Annotated in this window: 13 protein-coding genes and 2 pseudogenes; 8 read left to right on the top strand and 7 right to left on the bottom strand. The window is 64.4% G+C overall.

What is annotated here, in order from left to right; all coding sequences use genetic code 11:
• Window positions 1–20: 20 nt before the first annotated feature.
• A pseudogene (locus tag CK230_RS19630) lies at window positions 21–284 on the top strand (ArsC/Spx/MgsR family protein); the annotation flags it as partial.
• Between the two features lie 247 nt (window positions 285–531).
• Here CK230_RS19630 and CK230_RS19620 read toward each other — a convergent pair.
• From CK230_RS19620 to CK230_RS19610, 3 genes are all read right to left on the bottom strand, one after another.
• Entirely contained in the window at window positions 532–885 is a 354-nt protein-coding gene (locus CK230_RS19620) for a DUF488 domain-containing protein (RefSeq protein WP_095818793.1), read from the bottom strand.
• Window positions 886–907: 22 nt separating this feature from the next.
• Entirely contained in the window at window positions 908–2,164 is a 1,257-nt protein-coding gene (locus tag CK230_RS19615) for an aminopeptidase (RefSeq protein ID WP_095818792.1), read from the bottom strand.
• Window positions 2,165–2,283: 119 nt separating this feature from the next.
• Complete coding sequence (locus CK230_RS19610) at window positions 2,284–3,198, bottom strand: LysR substrate-binding domain-containing protein (protein ID WP_095818791.1); 915 nt, start codon at window positions 3,196–3,198, stop codon at window positions 2,284–2,286.
• 97 nt (window positions 3,199–3,295) lie between these two features.
• On the opposite strand from CK230_RS19610, the gene CK230_RS19605 reads away from it, so the two are divergent.
• Window positions 3,296–3,496 carry a hypothetical protein gene (locus CK230_RS19605; RefSeq protein ID WP_095818790.1) on the top strand — a complete coding sequence of 67 codons (201 nt, stop codon included), beginning with the start codon at window positions 3,296–3,298 and terminating at the stop codon, window positions 3,494–3,496.
• 249 nt (window positions 3,497–3,745) lie between these two features.
• On the opposite strand, the gene CK230_RS32555 is transcribed toward CK230_RS19605, so the two are convergent.
• The gene (locus CK230_RS32555; protein WP_141246060.1) at window positions 3,746–3,991 is read right to left on the bottom strand and encodes a transposase; all 246 of its coding nucleotides are present in this window, start codon (window positions 3,989–3,991) and stop codon (window positions 3,746–3,748) included.
• A 33-nt stretch (window positions 3,992–4,024) separates the two neighbouring features.
• Between CK230_RS32555 and CK230_RS19595 the strand changes: the two are divergent.
• Window positions 4,025–4,267 (top strand): annotated as a pseudogene (locus CK230_RS19595) (ABC transporter ATP-binding protein); the annotation flags it as partial.
• Window positions 4,268–4,349: 82 nt separating this feature from the next.
• Here CK230_RS19595 and CK230_RS19590 read toward each other — a convergent pair.
• Window positions 4,350–5,969: a GMC family oxidoreductase N-terminal domain-containing protein gene (locus tag CK230_RS19590; protein ID WP_095818789.1), complete on the bottom strand. Its 1,620-nt coding sequence runs from the start codon at window positions 5,967–5,969 to the stop codon at window positions 4,350–4,352.
• A 232-nt stretch (window positions 5,970–6,201) separates the two neighbouring features.
• On the opposite strand from CK230_RS19590, the gene CK230_RS19585 reads away from it, so the two are divergent.
• From CK230_RS19585 to CK230_RS19570, 4 genes are all read left to right on the top strand, one after another.
• Window positions 6,202–7,476, top strand: a complete 1,275-nt coding sequence (locus CK230_RS19585) for an NAD(P)/FAD-dependent oxidoreductase (RefSeq protein WP_095818788.1) — start codon at window positions 6,202–6,204, stop codon at window positions 7,474–7,476.
• A 35-nt stretch (window positions 7,477–7,511) separates the two neighbouring features.
• The gene (locus CK230_RS19580) at window positions 7,512–7,928 is read left to right on the top strand and encodes a RidA family protein (RefSeq protein ID WP_095818953.1); all 417 of its coding nucleotides are present in this window, start codon (window positions 7,512–7,514) and stop codon (window positions 7,926–7,928) included.
• Between the two features lie 6 nt (window positions 7,929–7,934).
• On the top strand, window positions 7,935–8,609 hold the full coding sequence (locus tag CK230_RS19575) for a DUF1028 domain-containing protein (RefSeq protein ID WP_095818787.1): 675 nt from the start codon (window positions 7,935–7,937) through the stop codon (window positions 8,607–8,609).
• A 151-nt stretch (window positions 8,610–8,760) separates the two neighbouring features.
• On the top strand, window positions 8,761–9,690 hold the full coding sequence (locus tag CK230_RS19570; RefSeq protein WP_095818786.1) for a LysR family transcriptional regulator: 930 nt from the start codon (window positions 8,761–8,763) through the stop codon (window positions 9,688–9,690).
• Between the two features lie 6 nt (window positions 9,691–9,696).
• Here CK230_RS19570 and argE read toward each other — a convergent pair whose 3' ends face one another.
• Window positions 9,697–10,854, bottom strand: a complete 1,158-nt coding sequence (gene argE, locus CK230_RS19565) for an acetylornithine deacetylase (protein WP_095818785.1) — start codon at window positions 10,852–10,854, stop codon at window positions 9,697–9,699.
• 220 nt (window positions 10,855–11,074) lie between these two features.
• Between argE and CK230_RS19560 the strand changes: the two genes are divergently transcribed.
• Window positions 11,075–13,144, top strand: a complete 2,070-nt coding sequence (locus tag CK230_RS19560) for an NAD(P)-binding protein (protein ID WP_095818952.1) — start codon at window positions 11,075–11,077, stop codon at window positions 13,142–13,144.
• Here CK230_RS19560 and CK230_RS19555 read toward each other — a convergent pair.
• On the bottom strand, window positions 13,141–14,175 hold the full coding sequence (locus CK230_RS19555; RefSeq protein WP_095818951.1) for an aminopeptidase: 1,035 nt from the start codon (window positions 14,173–14,175) through the stop codon (window positions 13,141–13,143). The two genes, CK230_RS19560 and CK230_RS19555, sit on opposite strands and share 4 nt — an antisense overlap.
• Between the last annotated feature and the right edge of the window lie 54 nt (window positions 14,176–14,229).

Raw genomic sequence — 14,229 nt, 5'->3', positions numbered from 1 at the left:
GAGCCACGGCGTGCCTTACCGTTTTCATGACTATCGGGGCCGAAGGCATCGAGGCGGAGAGGTTGAATGGGTGGGTCGGCAAGGTCGGCTGGGAAAAACTGCTCAACAAGGGCAGCACCACCTTTCGCGAGCTGCCTGAGAAGGACAAGGAAGAGCTCAACGAGAAGAAGGCGAAGAAGCTGATGCTGGCCAAGCCGACCATGATCAAGCGCCCGGTTCTTGAGGTGGGTGATCGTATTCTCGTTGGGTTCAAGCCCGATGTATATGAAGTGGCGGTGAAGTAGAGGCGGGACGGCGAAGCTGCCAATCTCCCCCCTTGCGGGGGAGATGGCCGGCAGGCCAGAGGGGGGTGTGAAGGAACGCAACCTTGGCCGAACGTGTTCCAGCGCGAATCTGTCTTGGTATGCGGCAGCGAATGGTTGAGAGGCCGGAGGGACAGCACCCCCCTCTGCCCTGCCGGGCATCTCCCCCGCAAGGGGGGAGATTGGACGTCGCTTTGGCCTTCGCCAATCGCCAACGCTGTGAGACTCCTCACGCCCCCCGCAAATATTCCGCCAGCGCCACGGCATTGTTGTGCGCTTCGTCATGCGCGCCATAGAGCAGCGTCACCTTACCTTCTCGCAACAGGACGCGCAGTTGCGCCACCGCTTCCTCGTTCAGGCCGAGTTCCGCCAGATACCGCATCTGAAACTCAGCCCAGCGCTCAGGTTCGTGCCCGAACCACTTGCGCAGCTCGTCGCTCGGCGCGATCTCCTTCAGCCAGAGCGTCAGCGCGGCGTCCTTCTTGGCGACGCCGCGCGGCCAGATGCGGTCGACCAGCACCCGCTGGCCGTCGGCTTTCGCCGGCGGCTCGTAAACACGCTTCACCGCAATGTCGAAGGCCATCACACCTCCACTGGCGAGGAGCTTATGCCCACTCGCCCTTGCGCATCACCGGCACGCGGCTGCCGTCCTTGGCGACGCCGTCGATGTCGATCTTGTCCGAGCCGATCATCCAGTCGATGTGGATGAAGCTCTTGTTGCCTCCGCGCGTCGAGATCTCGTCCTGGCTGAGCGAGGCGCCATTGACGAAGCACTTCGAATAGCACTGCCCGAGCGCGATGTGGCAGGCGGCGTTCTCGTCGAACAGCGTGTTGAAGAACAGAAGCCCGCTCTTGGAGATCGGCGAGGAATGCGGCACCAGCGCCACCTCGCCAAGACGCCGCGCGCCCTCGTCGGTGTCGAGCACCTTCTTCAAGACGTCCTCGCCCTTCGAGGCCTTGGCCTCGACGATCCGCCCGCCTTCGAAGCGCACCGAGATCTCATCGATCAGCGTGCCCTGGTAGGAGAGCGGCTTGGTCGAGGAGACGTGACCCTCAACGCGCCTTGCATGCGGCGTGGTGAAGACCTCCTCGGTCGGGATATTGGGATTGCAGGTGACTCCGTTCTTCGCCGTCGAGGCGCCGCCCATCCATTCGTGACCATCCGCCAGACCGACGGTGAGATCCGTGCCCGGTCCGGTGAAATGCAGTGCGTGGAAATTATGCTCGTTCAGCCATTTCGTGCGCTCGGCCAGCGCCGCGTTATGCGCCTTCCAATTGCCGATCGGGTCCTCGACGTCGACGCGCGAGGCGGAGAAGATGGCGTCGGCGAGCTTCACCACCGCGACGTCGTCCGGCTCGCCTGGAAAAACCTGCTTTGCCCAGGCGAGATCGGGATAGGCGACGATGTTCCAGTTGATGTCGAAGCCGGTGATCTTCTCCAGTGCCGGCTGGTAGGCCATCGAGTTCGCCTTGTTGGCGCGCGCCACCTTGGCCGGATCCTGCGAAGAAAGCAACGATGGGTCCTCACCGCGAACCGCAAGCCGCGCCGCATTGTTGGAGAATGCCTTCGCCATGCCTTCATAGAGCCAGCCGGCGGCGCGGTCGAAACCGACGTCGGCGCCATAGCGGAAGCGTGCCAGCGTGATCTCGTCGTCGTTGAAGATCGGCGTAACCAGCCCGGCGCCCGCCTTGTAGGCATGCTCGACGATGCGCCGCGTCAGCGGCAGCGCCGCGATCGAGGAGGTCAGCACCAGATCCTGCCCCGGCTGCAGCTGGAGCCCAACCTTGATGGCGACTTCGGCCAGCCTGTCGAGTTTCACCGGGTCGATGCTTGCCGAGACGCCGCGCGAATGTGTGGTCATGATCCTGCCTGCCGTTGTGTTGGGGTTCTCATCCTTACATAGACCGCTGCGATTGGCCTTTCCACCGCGATCGACTGGGCCTGCTCTCAAGCGTGACGGACCGCGAAAGTGCACAGCTTTTATGCGGCGCTGTCCAGCGCCCGGAACTGCGCCATGGTCGCCTCGATCTCCTCGCGGATCCAGGCCTTGAAGTCGCGAACCTTGCGGCTTTCGCTCTTGGTGGCCGAGGTCACCAGCCAGTAGCCCAGCCCGCTCTCGGCCCTGATGCCGAACGGCGCGACCAGCCGGCCGTCGGCCAGCGCGTCGGCGGTCAGCAACTGCCAGGCGAGCATCACGCCATGGCCGGCGATTGCCGATTCCAGGCACAGCATCGGATCGGTGAAGCGCGCGCCCTTCTGGAAGGTGACCGGCTCGACGCCAGCCGCCTCGAACCAGCCGTCCCAGCTGAACATCGCCCGCTCATCGGTGATGGCGCAGGTCTGCGCCAGATCCTCGATCGAGTGCAGCCTGGCCGCGATCGAGGGCGCGCAGACCGGAAACACTTCCTGGGCTAGCAGAAGCTCGCTGCGCCCGCCCGGCCATTTGCCGTCGCCGAGGCGGATGGCGATATCGATGTCGGAGCGGTCGAGATCGGCGACCCTGGCCGAGGCGTCGATGCGCAAAAGCACATTCGGATGCCGCGCGAAATGCCGCGACAGCCGGGGCAGCAGCCATTTCGAAGCGAAGGCCGGCGCCACCGAGACGACCAGCGTGCACTCATTGGCCTCGTCCGCCAGCGCCACCGCATTCGTAAGTTCGCGGAAGCCGGCGCTCAGCCGCACCGTGAAGGCGGCGCCGAATTCGGTCGGCACCAGCCCGCCCGGCGTGCGTTCGAACAGCGCCTGCCCCAGCTGCTTTTCGGTGCGCTTGACCTGCTGGCTGACGGCGCTGACCGAGACATTCAGCTCCGCCGCCGCTGCCGCCAGCGATCCCAGCCGGGCGACGGTTTCCACGGCGCGCAGGCCGTTGAGATGGACGCGGTTCAGCATAGCCATTCAGTTTTCCTAAAGCGTTCGTGCTGAAATCTCAATTGAAACCCGGTGGTAAAACCCAGAATTTAGCCGGACCAGCCTAGCGGCAGGAGCTTGTCCGATGAAGATTTTATCTTTGCTGAAAGGGTTTTCCGGCGCCGAGGCCAGGCCGCGCGATGAGGAAGAAATCGCCCGCTGGGTCACCGATCCGCTGTCGCATCCCGTGCTCGACACCATGTCCGAGCGCGAGCTCGGCGACATGCCGTTCCGGCTGACGGCTCGCCGGACGACTTATGAGACTATGGGTGCGGGTTGCCGCTAGTTATTGGCCTTTCGGCGGCGCTCCCCCTCATCCGGCCGCTTCGCGGCCACCTTCTCCCCGGTGGGGAGAAGAAGTTGGCGCCGGCGTCGACAATCTCCTCTCCCCACCGGAGGGTTTTGCACGGGGAGCGAGTTCTGTTTGTTGGGCTAGTGAGGCGTTTTTTGAAGGCGTGAGGAGCGGTTTTCGGCAGCTTTCCGGGGCATTGTCGGGTTAGGCGGCGGATCCGCTGGATTGCGGACGCACTCCTCCTCATGCTCGCCTCTCAGCAGGTGGGAAGAGGGCGCCGATCATAGTCCTTAGATTGTAGGCACAGGCCGCCAGCATGCACTGCGTGCGGTTGGCGGCGAGGTTGAAGAAGCGCACGCGCCGCATGCCATAGTGCTCCTTGAACACGGCAAACGGCCGCTCCACCGCCGCCCGTACCTTGGCGATCAGCCGGTTGCGCAGCTTTTGGCGCGGCGGCAGTTCAGGGTGATGCCTGTTGGCCCGCCGCATCAGCCGATCCTTGATGTTGGCTTCGGCGAGCCGATCGTGCCTGTCTGGGAGCGGCAGCAGAAGACGGTGCTGTTCGTCACCCACGACATCGACGAGGCGCTGGTTCTCGGCGATCGCGTCCTGGTGATGACGGCGAGGCCGGGCAAGATCAAGGCCGAGATCAAGGTCGACATCCCGCGGCCGCGCTCGATGGACGTGATCCTCGAACCCGATTTCATCGCGCTCAAGCGCCGCATCCTCGGCCTCCTGCACGACGAGATCGACGAGGATCACTGAGAGCGACCTCAAAGAAACAGTTGATGGCAGTTCGGCAGGCAAAGCGTTGAACTGCCCTCAGCGTATGAAAGCCGAAGGATCCCTACCTTTGGCCGTTGCGCGCCGAGCCGAGGATCATCTCGGAAGCTTTCTGACCGATCATCATGCTGGGCGCGTTGGTGTTACCGCCGATCAGCTTCGGCATGACCGAAGCATCCGCGACGCGAAGCCCTTCGACGCCTCGTACTTTAAGCGTTGCCGGATCGACGACGGCCATGTCGTCCGTTCCCATCTTGCAGGTCCCGACCGGGTGATAGACGGTCAGCGCCTCGGCGCGCAGGTAGGCGAGAATCTCGTCGTCGCTGCGGACGTCTTTGCCCGGAAGCATCTCCTTGCCGCGCACCGCGTCGAACTCTGGCGAGGCAAAGATCCGGCGCGCGATCTTGATGCCTTCGACCAGCACCATGGCGTCGTCTTCATGCGTGAAGAAGCGGTGGTCGATGAGGACGTCGCGGCGGGAATTGTCGCGCGACAGCCTTATCTCGCCCACGCTTTTCGGCCTGAGCACGCAGGTGTGAATGGCGTAGCCGTGACCGTATTCGATCAGCCGGCCGCGATGGCTGCGATAGCCCGGCACGAAGTGGAACTGGATGTCGGGAAGGCCGTTCGCGTGCCTGGTCTTCGCGAAGCCGCCGGCTTCGACATAGTTGGTGGTGAGCATGCCCTTGCGGCGCGCGAAATACTGGAAAGGTGCCGCCGCCATGCGGGGCAGGTTGGCGAGCGACAGGCCGAGCGTCCTGGTGCTCCTGGAGCGCACGGTGATCATGCCGTCGACATGGTCCTGCAGGTTCTTGCCGACGCCCGGCAGGTCGAGGACCGGCGTGATGCCGATCTGCCGCAGCTCAGCCGCCGGTCCGATGCCGGAGGCCATCAATATCCTGGGAGAGTTGATGGCGCCGGCCGACAGCACGATCTCGCGGCTGGCCGAGAGAGTCTTCTGGTGGCCCTCATACCGCACGCGCAGCCCCGTGGCGCGACCCTCGGCGATGACCAGATCGATCACCTCGCATTGGCTGAGCAGCGTCAGGTTCCCGCGGTCGAGCACCGGACGCATGAAGGCGCTGAAACTGCTGAAGCGCTGTCCGCGATCCTGCGTGACGTTGTAGATTCCGACGCCGAACTGGCTCTCGGCATTGAAGTCGGAATTGGCGGGCAGGCCGGCATTTTCGCCGGCCTTGACGAACATGCCGGAAAGCACGTTCGGATCGCACGGATTGTCGACGAAAAGCTCGCCGTCGCTGCCGTGATAGCGCGGGTCCTGGGCGAGGAGATTGCGCTCCAGCTTCCTGAACACCGGCAATACGTCGTTGTAGGCCCAGCCGGCGCAGCCGAGCCCGGCCCACTCGTCATAGTCTTCGGCGGCGCCGCGAATATAGACCATCGAGTTGATCGAGCTCGATCCGCCCAGCGCCTTGCCGCGATTGACCGGAATGCTGCGGTTGTTGAGATGCGGTTGCGGCACGCCGACGAAACAATAGTCGTAGTTCGGATTGCCGTAGAGCGAGAGAATGCCGGCCGGCACCTTGACCCGCAGGCTATTGTCGCTGCCGCCGGCCTCGATCAGGCACACTTTGACTGACGGGTCGGCGCTCAGCCGATTGGCGACCACGCAACCGGCCGAGCCGGCGCCCACGACAATGTAGTCAAAGCTCTCAGTCTGCATGCCCAGCCCCTCGAGAATGGCGGAACTCTAGGTGCGTCCATGGGCGCGAGAAATTCGGAAATGGTTACGCGTGACTTCGGAGATTCGTTATGGGCTCGCGCCGGCACGTGCTGCTACTTGTGAGCGCCAGTAAGGAGCGGTCGGATGGCGCAGCCTGTCTGCATCCACCCTCTGCCCAAGATCGGTTTCACCCGCGCAGCGGAAGCTGTCGGATGGTCAAAAAGGACTGAGCATGTCGGTTGAGAAGGTAGACACGCTTGTCGTCGGCGGCGGCCAGGCCGGGGTGGCCATGAGCGAGCACCTGAGCAAATGCGGCGTGCCGCATCTCGTGCTCGAGCGCGGCCGGATTGCCGAGCGCTGGCGCTCGCAGCGCTGGGACTCCCTGGTCGCCAACGGGCCGGCCTGGCACGACCGGTTTCCAGGCATGGAATTTCCCGTGACAGGTCCCGACGGCTTTCCCTCCAAGGAGGAGGTTGCCGACTATTTCGTCGCCTACGCCAAGCAGATCAATGCGCCGATCCGCTGCGGCGTCGAGGTCAAGCTCGTGCAGAGGAATGTCGGCCGTCCGGGATTTCGCGTCGAGACGTCGGATGGCGTGATCGAGGCCAACAGTGTCGTCGCCGCAACCGGACCTTTCCAGGTCCCCGTCATCCCGCCTCTCGTTTCCGCGGATAGCGGCATACTGCAGATCCATTCGAGCGCGTACCGCAATCCGGCGCAATTGCCGAAGGGCGCGGTGCTGGTGGTCGGGGCGGGATCTTCGGGCGTGCAAATTGCCGACGAACTGCAGCGCTCAGGCAGGCGCGTCTATCTCTCCGTCGGCGCGCATGACCGTCCGCCGCGCTCCTATCGCGGGCGCGATTTCTGCTGGTGGCTGGGCGTGCTCGGCAAATGGGACCTCGAAACGCCAGGGCCTGGCACGGAGCATGTGACGATCGCGGTCAGCGGCGCGCGCGGCGGCGAGACGATCGACTTCCGCCGCCTGGCCACGCAGGGACTGACGCTGGTCGGCATGACGAAGGAGTACCAGGATGGCGTGATGACCTTCGCGCCGGACCTTGCGAAAAACATCGCTCGCGGCGACGCCAATCTGATGTCGCTGCTGGACGAAGCCGACGCCTATGTCGCGCGCAACGGCCTCGACCTTCCGGAAGAGCCCGCCCTCCGCAAAATCGGCCCGGACCCGGACTGCGTGACCAATCCCATCCTCAATCTGGATCTTGCCGGAGCCGGCGTGGCGACGATCATCTGGGCGACGGGCTTCGCCGTTGACTACAGCTGGCTGAAGGTCGATGCCTTCGACGAGAAGGGCCGGCCACGGCATCAGCGCGGCGTCTCGGTCGAGCCGGGGATCTATTTCCTGGGCCTGCCCTGGCAGTCGCGCAGAGGGTCGAGCTTCATCTGGGGCGTCTGGCATGATGCCAAGCATGTCGCCGACCGTATTTCGACGCAGCGCAAATATCTGGCCTACCATGCAGCCGCGAAACGCGAGCCCGTGGACGCCTGACCAAAGCTGCGAGCCCGACCCTCATGGAGACCAAGATGGCGCATACGCGAATTCGCAAATTCAACACCAAGGACACCTATCCCGAGCAGAAGCTCGACAACGATCTCTGTCAGGCCGTCGTCACGCGCGGCGGCCGCACCGTCTATCTGCGCGGCCAGTGCCCGCAGGACCTCGACACGGCCAAGAACATCGACAGCCACGATCCGGCCGAGCAGACGCACAAGGTCATGCAGAACATCAGGCAGCTCATCGAGGAGTGCGGCGGCAGTATGGAGCATCTGGTGAAGGTGGTGATCTACATCACCGATGTCCGCCATCGCGAGGCCGTCTACCGGACGATGGGCGAATACATCAAGGGTGTCCACCCGGTTTCGACCGGGCTGGTCGTGTCGGCGCTGGCGCGGCCGGAATGGCTGGTCGAGATCGACGGCACAGCCGTCATTCCGGACTAAAGCGCCATGACCTTTTCCATCGTCGCGCGCTGCCGGCGCACGGGCATGTTCGGGGTCGCGGTGTCCTCGTCGTCCCCCGCGGTCGCGGCGCGTTGCGCCTATGCGCAGGCCGGCGTCGGCGCGGTCGCCAGTCAGAACGTCACCGACCCGACGCTCGGGGTCCGGGCATTGGAGCTGATGGCGCGCGGCGCGTCGGCCACCGAGGCCATCGCGATCATCAAGCGCACGGCGGCCTTCAGCGAATACCGGCAGGTGCTGGCGGTCGACGCGGCCGGCGGCAGCGCGATCCATTCCGGGCCGAAGGCGCTGGGCATCTGGGCCGAGGCGCGCGGCGATGACGTCGCCTGCGGCGGCAATTTGCTTGCAAATGACGGCGTCCCACAGGCCATGGTCGATGCCTTCCTCGCTTGCGAAGGAGATCTGGGGGACCGGCTAATCGCGACCATGCGCGCCGCGCTCAAGGCCGGCGGGGAAGCCGGGCCTGTCCGTTCCGCCGGCATGAAGCTGGTGCGCGATGTCTCCTGGCCCGTCGCCGACCTGCGCTGCGACTGGACGGAGGACTGTCCGATCGAGCAGCTGGCTGCGCTGTGGGAGATCTACAAACCGCAGCTCGATGCCTATGTCACCCGCGCCCTCAATCCGTCCGACGCGCCGAGCTACGGCGTCCCCGGTGACGAGTAATACCGGCAATCCGGAACAAGCCTGAGCGGACTCAGTCATAAGGACTGGATCGCAAAAGCGTCCGCGATCCGTTTTTCGCGACAAGGCCTTCATCGACGGCAAGGAGCGGCCCCGACTTGATTGCAGCGACCAAACGGGCATCATATAGCCCATGCCGCTCCGCTTCACGCTCAGACAGCTCGAATATTTCGTCGCCGTTGGCGAAGCCGGCTCGATCGCCAAGGCGGCCGAGCAGGTGAACGTCTCGCCGCCCTCGATCTCGGCGTCGATCGCGCAGCTCGAAGCCGAGTTCGGCGTCCAGCTCTTCGTGCGCAAGCATTCGCACGCGCTTGCACTGACCGCGGGCGGCCGCCTGTTCCTCAAGGAAGCCGCGCGGCTGCTCAACGACGCGGACGCGCTGCACGACATTGCCGGCGATATCGCAGAAAAGGTGCGGGGACCGCTAGCGGTCGGCTGCCTGCTGACTTTCGCGCAGATCGTGCTGCCGACGCTGCGCAGAAAGTTCGAGGAAGCCTATCCGGATGTGCGCGTCCGCCAGTTCGAGCGCAACCAGGGCCAATTGTTCGAGATGCTGCAGCGTGGCGAGATAGACGCCGCGCTCACTTACGATCTCGAATTGTCGCAGGACATGACGTTCGAGCCGCTCATCCAGTTGCCGGCCTATGTGATGCTGCCGGCCGCGCATCGCCTGGCGGGGAGGGCGGGCATCACGCCAGAGGAGCTGGTCGACGAGCCGATGGTGCTGCTCGATTTGCCCTACAGCCGAGAATACTTCCTCTCGGCGTTCCAGGGACTGCGGCCCAGGATCGCCGAGCGCACCGGTGACATCGCCGTGATGCGCTCGATGGTGGCCAACGGCTTCGGCTATGGTATCGCTAATATGCGGCCGCTCAACGCCATGTCGCCGGATGGCAAGCTGCTGGTCTTCGTTCCCCTGCTGGGCGACATCAGGCCGCTGACCATGGGCATTGCGCTGCCCAATGCCGAGCACCGCACGCTGACGGTGCAGGCCTTCATCGACCATTGTCGGCGCTTCGTGGTCGAGCAAGGCGTCTTCGGCACCGAACGCATCGTCAAATGAGGAAGGTCACGGCCAGCCTTCGGTGAGCCGCGACAGGAGCCGGCCCAGCATCTCGTCGCAACGCCGCAACTGTTCGATGCTGACATATTCGTCCGGCTTGTGCCCCTGCGCCATCGAGCCCGGCCCGCAGACGACGGAAGGCGTGCCGAGATCGCGGCTGAACAAACCGCCCTCCGTGCCGAAAGCGACTTTCACGGTGTCGTTGGCGCCGGTCAGCGATTTGACGAAAGCGACCGCCTCCGAAGCGGCCGGCGTATCGAGGCCCGGATAGGTGTTGGTGATCTCGATGTCGATTGCGGCTTCGGGGGCGATCGAAGCGGCGTCAGAGGCAATGCGCGCGGCGGCACCGCGCAGCCGGTCGAGAATGCCGGCGGCGTCGTCGGCGGCGACGTTGCGGATCTCGAAATCGACCACGCAAAGATTGGGCACGATGTTGAGTGCCACGCCGGCGTTGATCTTGCCGACATGCACGGTGGTGTAGGGAATGTCGTAATCGCCGTCGCGGGCACCTTCGCGGGCCAGCCGCTCCTGTTCGTCGCGCAAGACGCGCACAAAATCGCAGCCGAGATGGATGGCGTTGAGCGCCAGCGGAGCAAGAGCCGAATGGCCCTCGCGTCCCTTGCAGACGGCGCGCGCCGCGAGCTTGCCCTTGTGCCCGGTGGCCACCTGCATGTTGGTCGGCTCGCCGACGATGCAGAGCAGCGGGCGTTGCGGCGCCGCGCTCAGCATCTCGATCAGGTCGCGCACGCCGAGGCAGCCGACCTCCTCGTCATAGGAGAGAGCCAGATGCAAGGGCGTGCGCAGCGCCATCTTCGAAGCCTTGAGGCAGGCGGCGAGCGCCGAGGCGACGAAGCCCTTCATGTCCGCCGCGCCGCGCCCATAAAGCTTGCCGTCGCGCGCGGTCATTTCGAAGGGCGGCAGCGTCCAGTTCTGGCCGTCGACGGGCACGACATCGGTGTGACCCGACAGCATGATGCCGGGCCTGTCTGCCGGACCGATGGTGGCAAAGAGGTTGGCCTTGTGGCCGTCGGCGCTGTGTATGAGCTGGCTGGCTATGCCGCTCGTTTTGAGCAGCTCCGCCACATAGAAGATGAGATCGAGGTTCGAGTCGCGGCTCACCGTCGGGAAGGCGATCACCTTTTCGAGGATCCTGATGCTGTCCATTTTTCTTTCCCATTGCCGCAACCGGCTGTGTAGCATCGCGGCGCGGCGGCGCTGAAGTCGCATTTGGCTCAGCCCCGGTTCATCGCAGGCTAATCCCCGGACTCGCGATTAGGCGCGGCCTAATCCGCACAGAAGAATTCCGTAGTTTTCCCGCGCCGGCGCCAACTTATGAGTAATGTCGGCCGATCGGCAGGACCGATTCGGCATGAAGGAAGCTACTATGCGCGACCCACGCTATGACATCCTGTTCGAGCCGATGAAGATCGGTCCGGTGACCGCCAAGAACCGCTTCTATCAGGTTCCACATTGCAATGGCGGCGGCTACCGCGATCCGTCGGCCGCGGCCGAGATGCGCCGCATGAAGTCCGAAGGCGGATGGGGCGTCATCTTCACCGAGCAGACGGAGATGCACCACACCTCGGAGATCACGCCCTTCATCGAGCTGCGACTATGGGATGACGCCGATATTCCGGCTCTGGCCAAGATGGCCAAGGCCATGCACGAATATGGCGCGCTTGCCGGCATCCAGCTCGCCTATTCCGGCATCAATGGGCCCAACCTCTACACCAAGGAGGTGCCGCGCGGGCCGTCGGCCTTGCCGATCCGCACCTTCACCAACGATCCGGTGCAGGCGCGCGCCATGGACAGGCAGGATATTCGCGATTTGCGCCGTTGGCACCGCAATGCCTTCAAGCGCGCGAAGCAGGCCGGTTTCGACCTGGTGTGCCTCTATGGCGCGCATGGCTTCGGCATCATCCAGCATTTCCTGTCGACAGCCACCAACCAGCGCAGCGACGAATATGGCGGCTCGCTGGAAAACCGCTCGCGGCTGATGCGCGAGCTGATCGAGGAAGGACGCGACGCGATCGGCGACACCTGCGGCCTGACGCTAAGGCTGTCGCTGGACGAGATGATCGGCGAGCTCGGCTTCGCCAATTCGGAAGTCCGCGACATGATCGAGATGCATGCCGAGTTGCCCGATCTGTGGGACCTCGCGCACGGCGCCTGGGAGGATTGCTCGGGGCCGTCCCGCTTCAAGGAAGAGGCGGCGCAGGAAAGCCTGGTCTCCGGCATCAAGAAACTGACGTCGAAGCCGGTCGTCGGCGTCGGCCGCTTCACCTCGCCGGATGTGATGGTGAGGATGATCAAGTCGGGCACGCTCGATTTCATCGGCTGCGCGCGCCCGTCGATCGCCGATCCCTTTCTGCCAAAGAAGGTCGAGGTGGGCCGCATCGAGGACATTCGCGAATGCATCGGCTGCAACATCTGCATCACGGGCGACATGACCATGTCGATCTCGCGCTGCACGCAGAACCCGACCTTCATGGAGGAGTGGCGCAAGGGCTGGCATCCCGAGCGCATGCAGGCCAAGGGCGGCAGCGATAGCGTGCTGATCGTCGGCGCCGGGCCTGCCGGGCTGGAGGCAGCCCGCGCGCTCGGCCTGCGCGGCTATCAGGTGGCCTTGGCGGAAGCGGGCACTGAACTCGGCGGGCGCGTGGCGCGCGAATGCCTGCTCCCGGGCCTGTCGGCGTGGGGCAGGGTGCGCGACTATCGCCAGTATCAGCTCAGCCAGATGCCGAATGTCGACATCTATTTCGAAAGCCGGCTGACGGCAGACGACATCCTGTCCTTCGGCTTCCAGAACGTCGCTGTCGCCACCGGATCGACCTGGCGGCGGGACGGCGTGGCGCGCGCCCATGTCGTGCCGATGCCGGTCGATCCCGCCATGCCGCTCTACACGCCCGACGATCTGATGGACGGCAAGGTGCCGGGCGGCAATGTCGTGCTGTTCGATGACGACCACTATTACATGGGCGGCGTGCTTGCCGAGCTGATGGCGCGGCAGGGCGCCAAGGTGACCCTGGTGACCCCTTCGGCCTATGTCTCGGACTGGACCCGCAACACGCTGGAGCAGGGCGCTATCCACCGCCGCCTGGCTGAGCTCGGCGTCGATATCGTCCTCAACCGGACCGTCACGAATATCGCCTCCGGCGGCGTCGTGACCGCCTGTGTCTATACCGGCGCGAAACAGGAGCTGGCGGCCGATGCCGTCGTCCTGGTCACGTCGCGCAACCAGGACGACGCCGTGTGGCGCGAGCTCAAGGCAAGAGAGAACGAGTGGGCCGGCAACGGCATCCGTTCGGTCAAGGTGATCGGCGACGCCGAAGCGCCGGGACCCATCGCCTGGGCAACCTATGCCGGCCACCGCTTCGCCCGCGAGCTGGACGAAGCCGATATAGGCGATGCCTTGCCCTTCCGGCGTGAGGTGACGGCGCTGGCGGCGAATTAGAGCCGGTTCAGCTCACACGTCGCCGCAGCCTTGAGCGCTTCGGCACGGGAAGGCGCGGGCAAATTTCCGATCCGTCGAACAGAGGCGTAGAACCTCGGATAGTCGCCTGAGCACAAGTCGAACAAGCGAAGAAACGCCGGGACCTGTTCGCCGTAGACGGCAGTGGCGGCGAGCTTCGCGTTGTTGATCGGGCTGTCGAACCAGGCGTCGTACCCCCGGTAGCCGCCCCAGCGCTTGTCGCGCATCTGCCGGTAGCGCATCCGCAGCCTGTCGATCGTAGCGGCCTTGGCGGCCGCCATTTGCTCCGGGCCGCGGGGACTCCCATAGACCTGTTTCAGCTCGTCCCGGGTCTTCGAGATCAGTCCGAGGAAATCCGCCTTGCGCTTGCGATCGGCCTCGTAGCTGCGCAATCCGGCGCGATTGCCGGTGACGCGCAGCCATTTCCTCGTGCCGGTGGTTTCGACGGAAACGGCGAAAGCCTCGTTGAACGCGGAGTCGCCGTTCACATAGACTTTCTGATGCGCCAGCTCATGGAAGACAAGGCTGGCGAGATAGGTGTCGTTCTGGCGCAGCATGGTGCTGAGCAGCGGGTCGCTGAACCAGCCCAGCGTGGAATAGGCCGTGATGCCTGTCACATAGACGTCCAGCCCTTGCCGCTGCAGCGCGGCGGCATTTTCGAGCGCGTCCTTGCGCGAAAAATAACCCTTGTAGGGAACGCAGCCGAACACCGGAAAGCACCATGTTATCGGCGCGAGCGAGAATTGCGGCGCGGCAAAGACCGCCAGGGTCACATCGTTCCGGCCGAGGTCGACATAGCTGCGGTAGCTGCTGTTGTCGGGCAGCGCCAATTCCTCCGTGGCAAAGCGGCGGATGGCGCTGGCCGACGTCAACTTGGCGCGCAATGGCGATGGCGTCGACGGATCACCGATCAGTTTTCCAACATTTTTCCGCGCGGCCATGATCTCGACATGGCCCTCCAACGACTGCGCATAGTAGGAAATGCTGGTGCATCCGGTCACGCCAGACGCCATGATGATAGCGGCAAGCAACAGAAAAACGCACTTCAAAGCTTGCCCACCGCCTGC

The organism is Mesorhizobium sp. WSM3859 (assembly GCF_002295065.1).
GTDB lineage: Bacteria > Pseudomonadota > Alphaproteobacteria > Rhizobiales > Rhizobiaceae > Mesorhizobium.
Note: the sequence above shows the minus strand (reverse complement) of the source record. Positions and strands in the feature narration are given on the sequence as shown.

What these genes read in the sequence shown, in the direction of transcription:
- CK230_RS19620 (WP_095818793.1), bottom strand. Translation starts at nt 885, where the DNA reads ATGGCCTTCGACATTGCGGTGAAGCGTGTTTACGAGCCGCCGGCGAAA.
- CK230_RS19615 (WP_095818792.1), bottom strand. Translation starts at nt 2,164, where the DNA reads ATGACCACACATTCGCGCGGCGTCTCGGCAAGCATCGACCCGGTGAAA.
- CK230_RS19610 (WP_095818791.1), bottom strand. Translation starts at nt 3,198, where the DNA reads ATGGCTATGCTGAACCGCGTCCATCTCAACGGCCTGCGCGCCGTGGAA.
- CK230_RS19605 (WP_095818790.1), top strand. Translation starts at nt 3,296, where the DNA reads ATGAAGATTTTATCTTTGCTGAAAGGGTTTTCCGGCGCCGAGGCCAGG.
- CK230_RS32555 (WP_141246060.1), bottom strand. Translation starts at nt 3,991, where the DNA reads ATGCGGCGGGCCAACAGGCATCACCCTGAACTGCCGCCGCGCCAAAAG.
- CK230_RS19590 (WP_095818789.1), bottom strand. Translation starts at nt 5,969, where the DNA reads ATGCAGACTGAGAGCTTTGACTACATTGTCGTGGGCGCCGGCTCGGCC.
- CK230_RS19585 (WP_095818788.1), top strand. Translation starts at nt 6,202, where the DNA reads ATGTCGGTTGAGAAGGTAGACACGCTTGTCGTCGGCGGCGGCCAGGCC.
- CK230_RS19580 (WP_095818953.1), top strand. Translation starts at nt 7,512, where the DNA reads ATGGCGCATACGCGAATTCGCAAATTCAACACCAAGGACACCTATCCC.
- CK230_RS19575 (WP_095818787.1), top strand. Translation starts at nt 7,935, where the DNA reads ATGACCTTTTCCATCGTCGCGCGCTGCCGGCGCACGGGCATGTTCGGG.
- CK230_RS19570 (WP_095818786.1), top strand. Translation starts at nt 8,761, where the DNA reads ATGCCGCTCCGCTTCACGCTCAGACAGCTCGAATATTTCGTCGCCGTT.
- argE (WP_095818785.1), bottom strand. Translation starts at nt 10,854, where the DNA reads ATGGACAGCATCAGGATCCTCGAAAAGGTGATCGCCTTCCCGACGGTG.
- CK230_RS19560 (WP_095818952.1), top strand. Translation starts at nt 11,075, where the DNA reads ATGCGCGACCCACGCTATGACATCCTGTTCGAGCCGATGAAGATCGGT.
- CK230_RS19555 (WP_095818951.1), bottom strand. Translation starts at nt 14,175, where the DNA reads ATGGCGTCTGGCGTGACCGGATGCACCAGCATTTCCTACTATGCGCAG.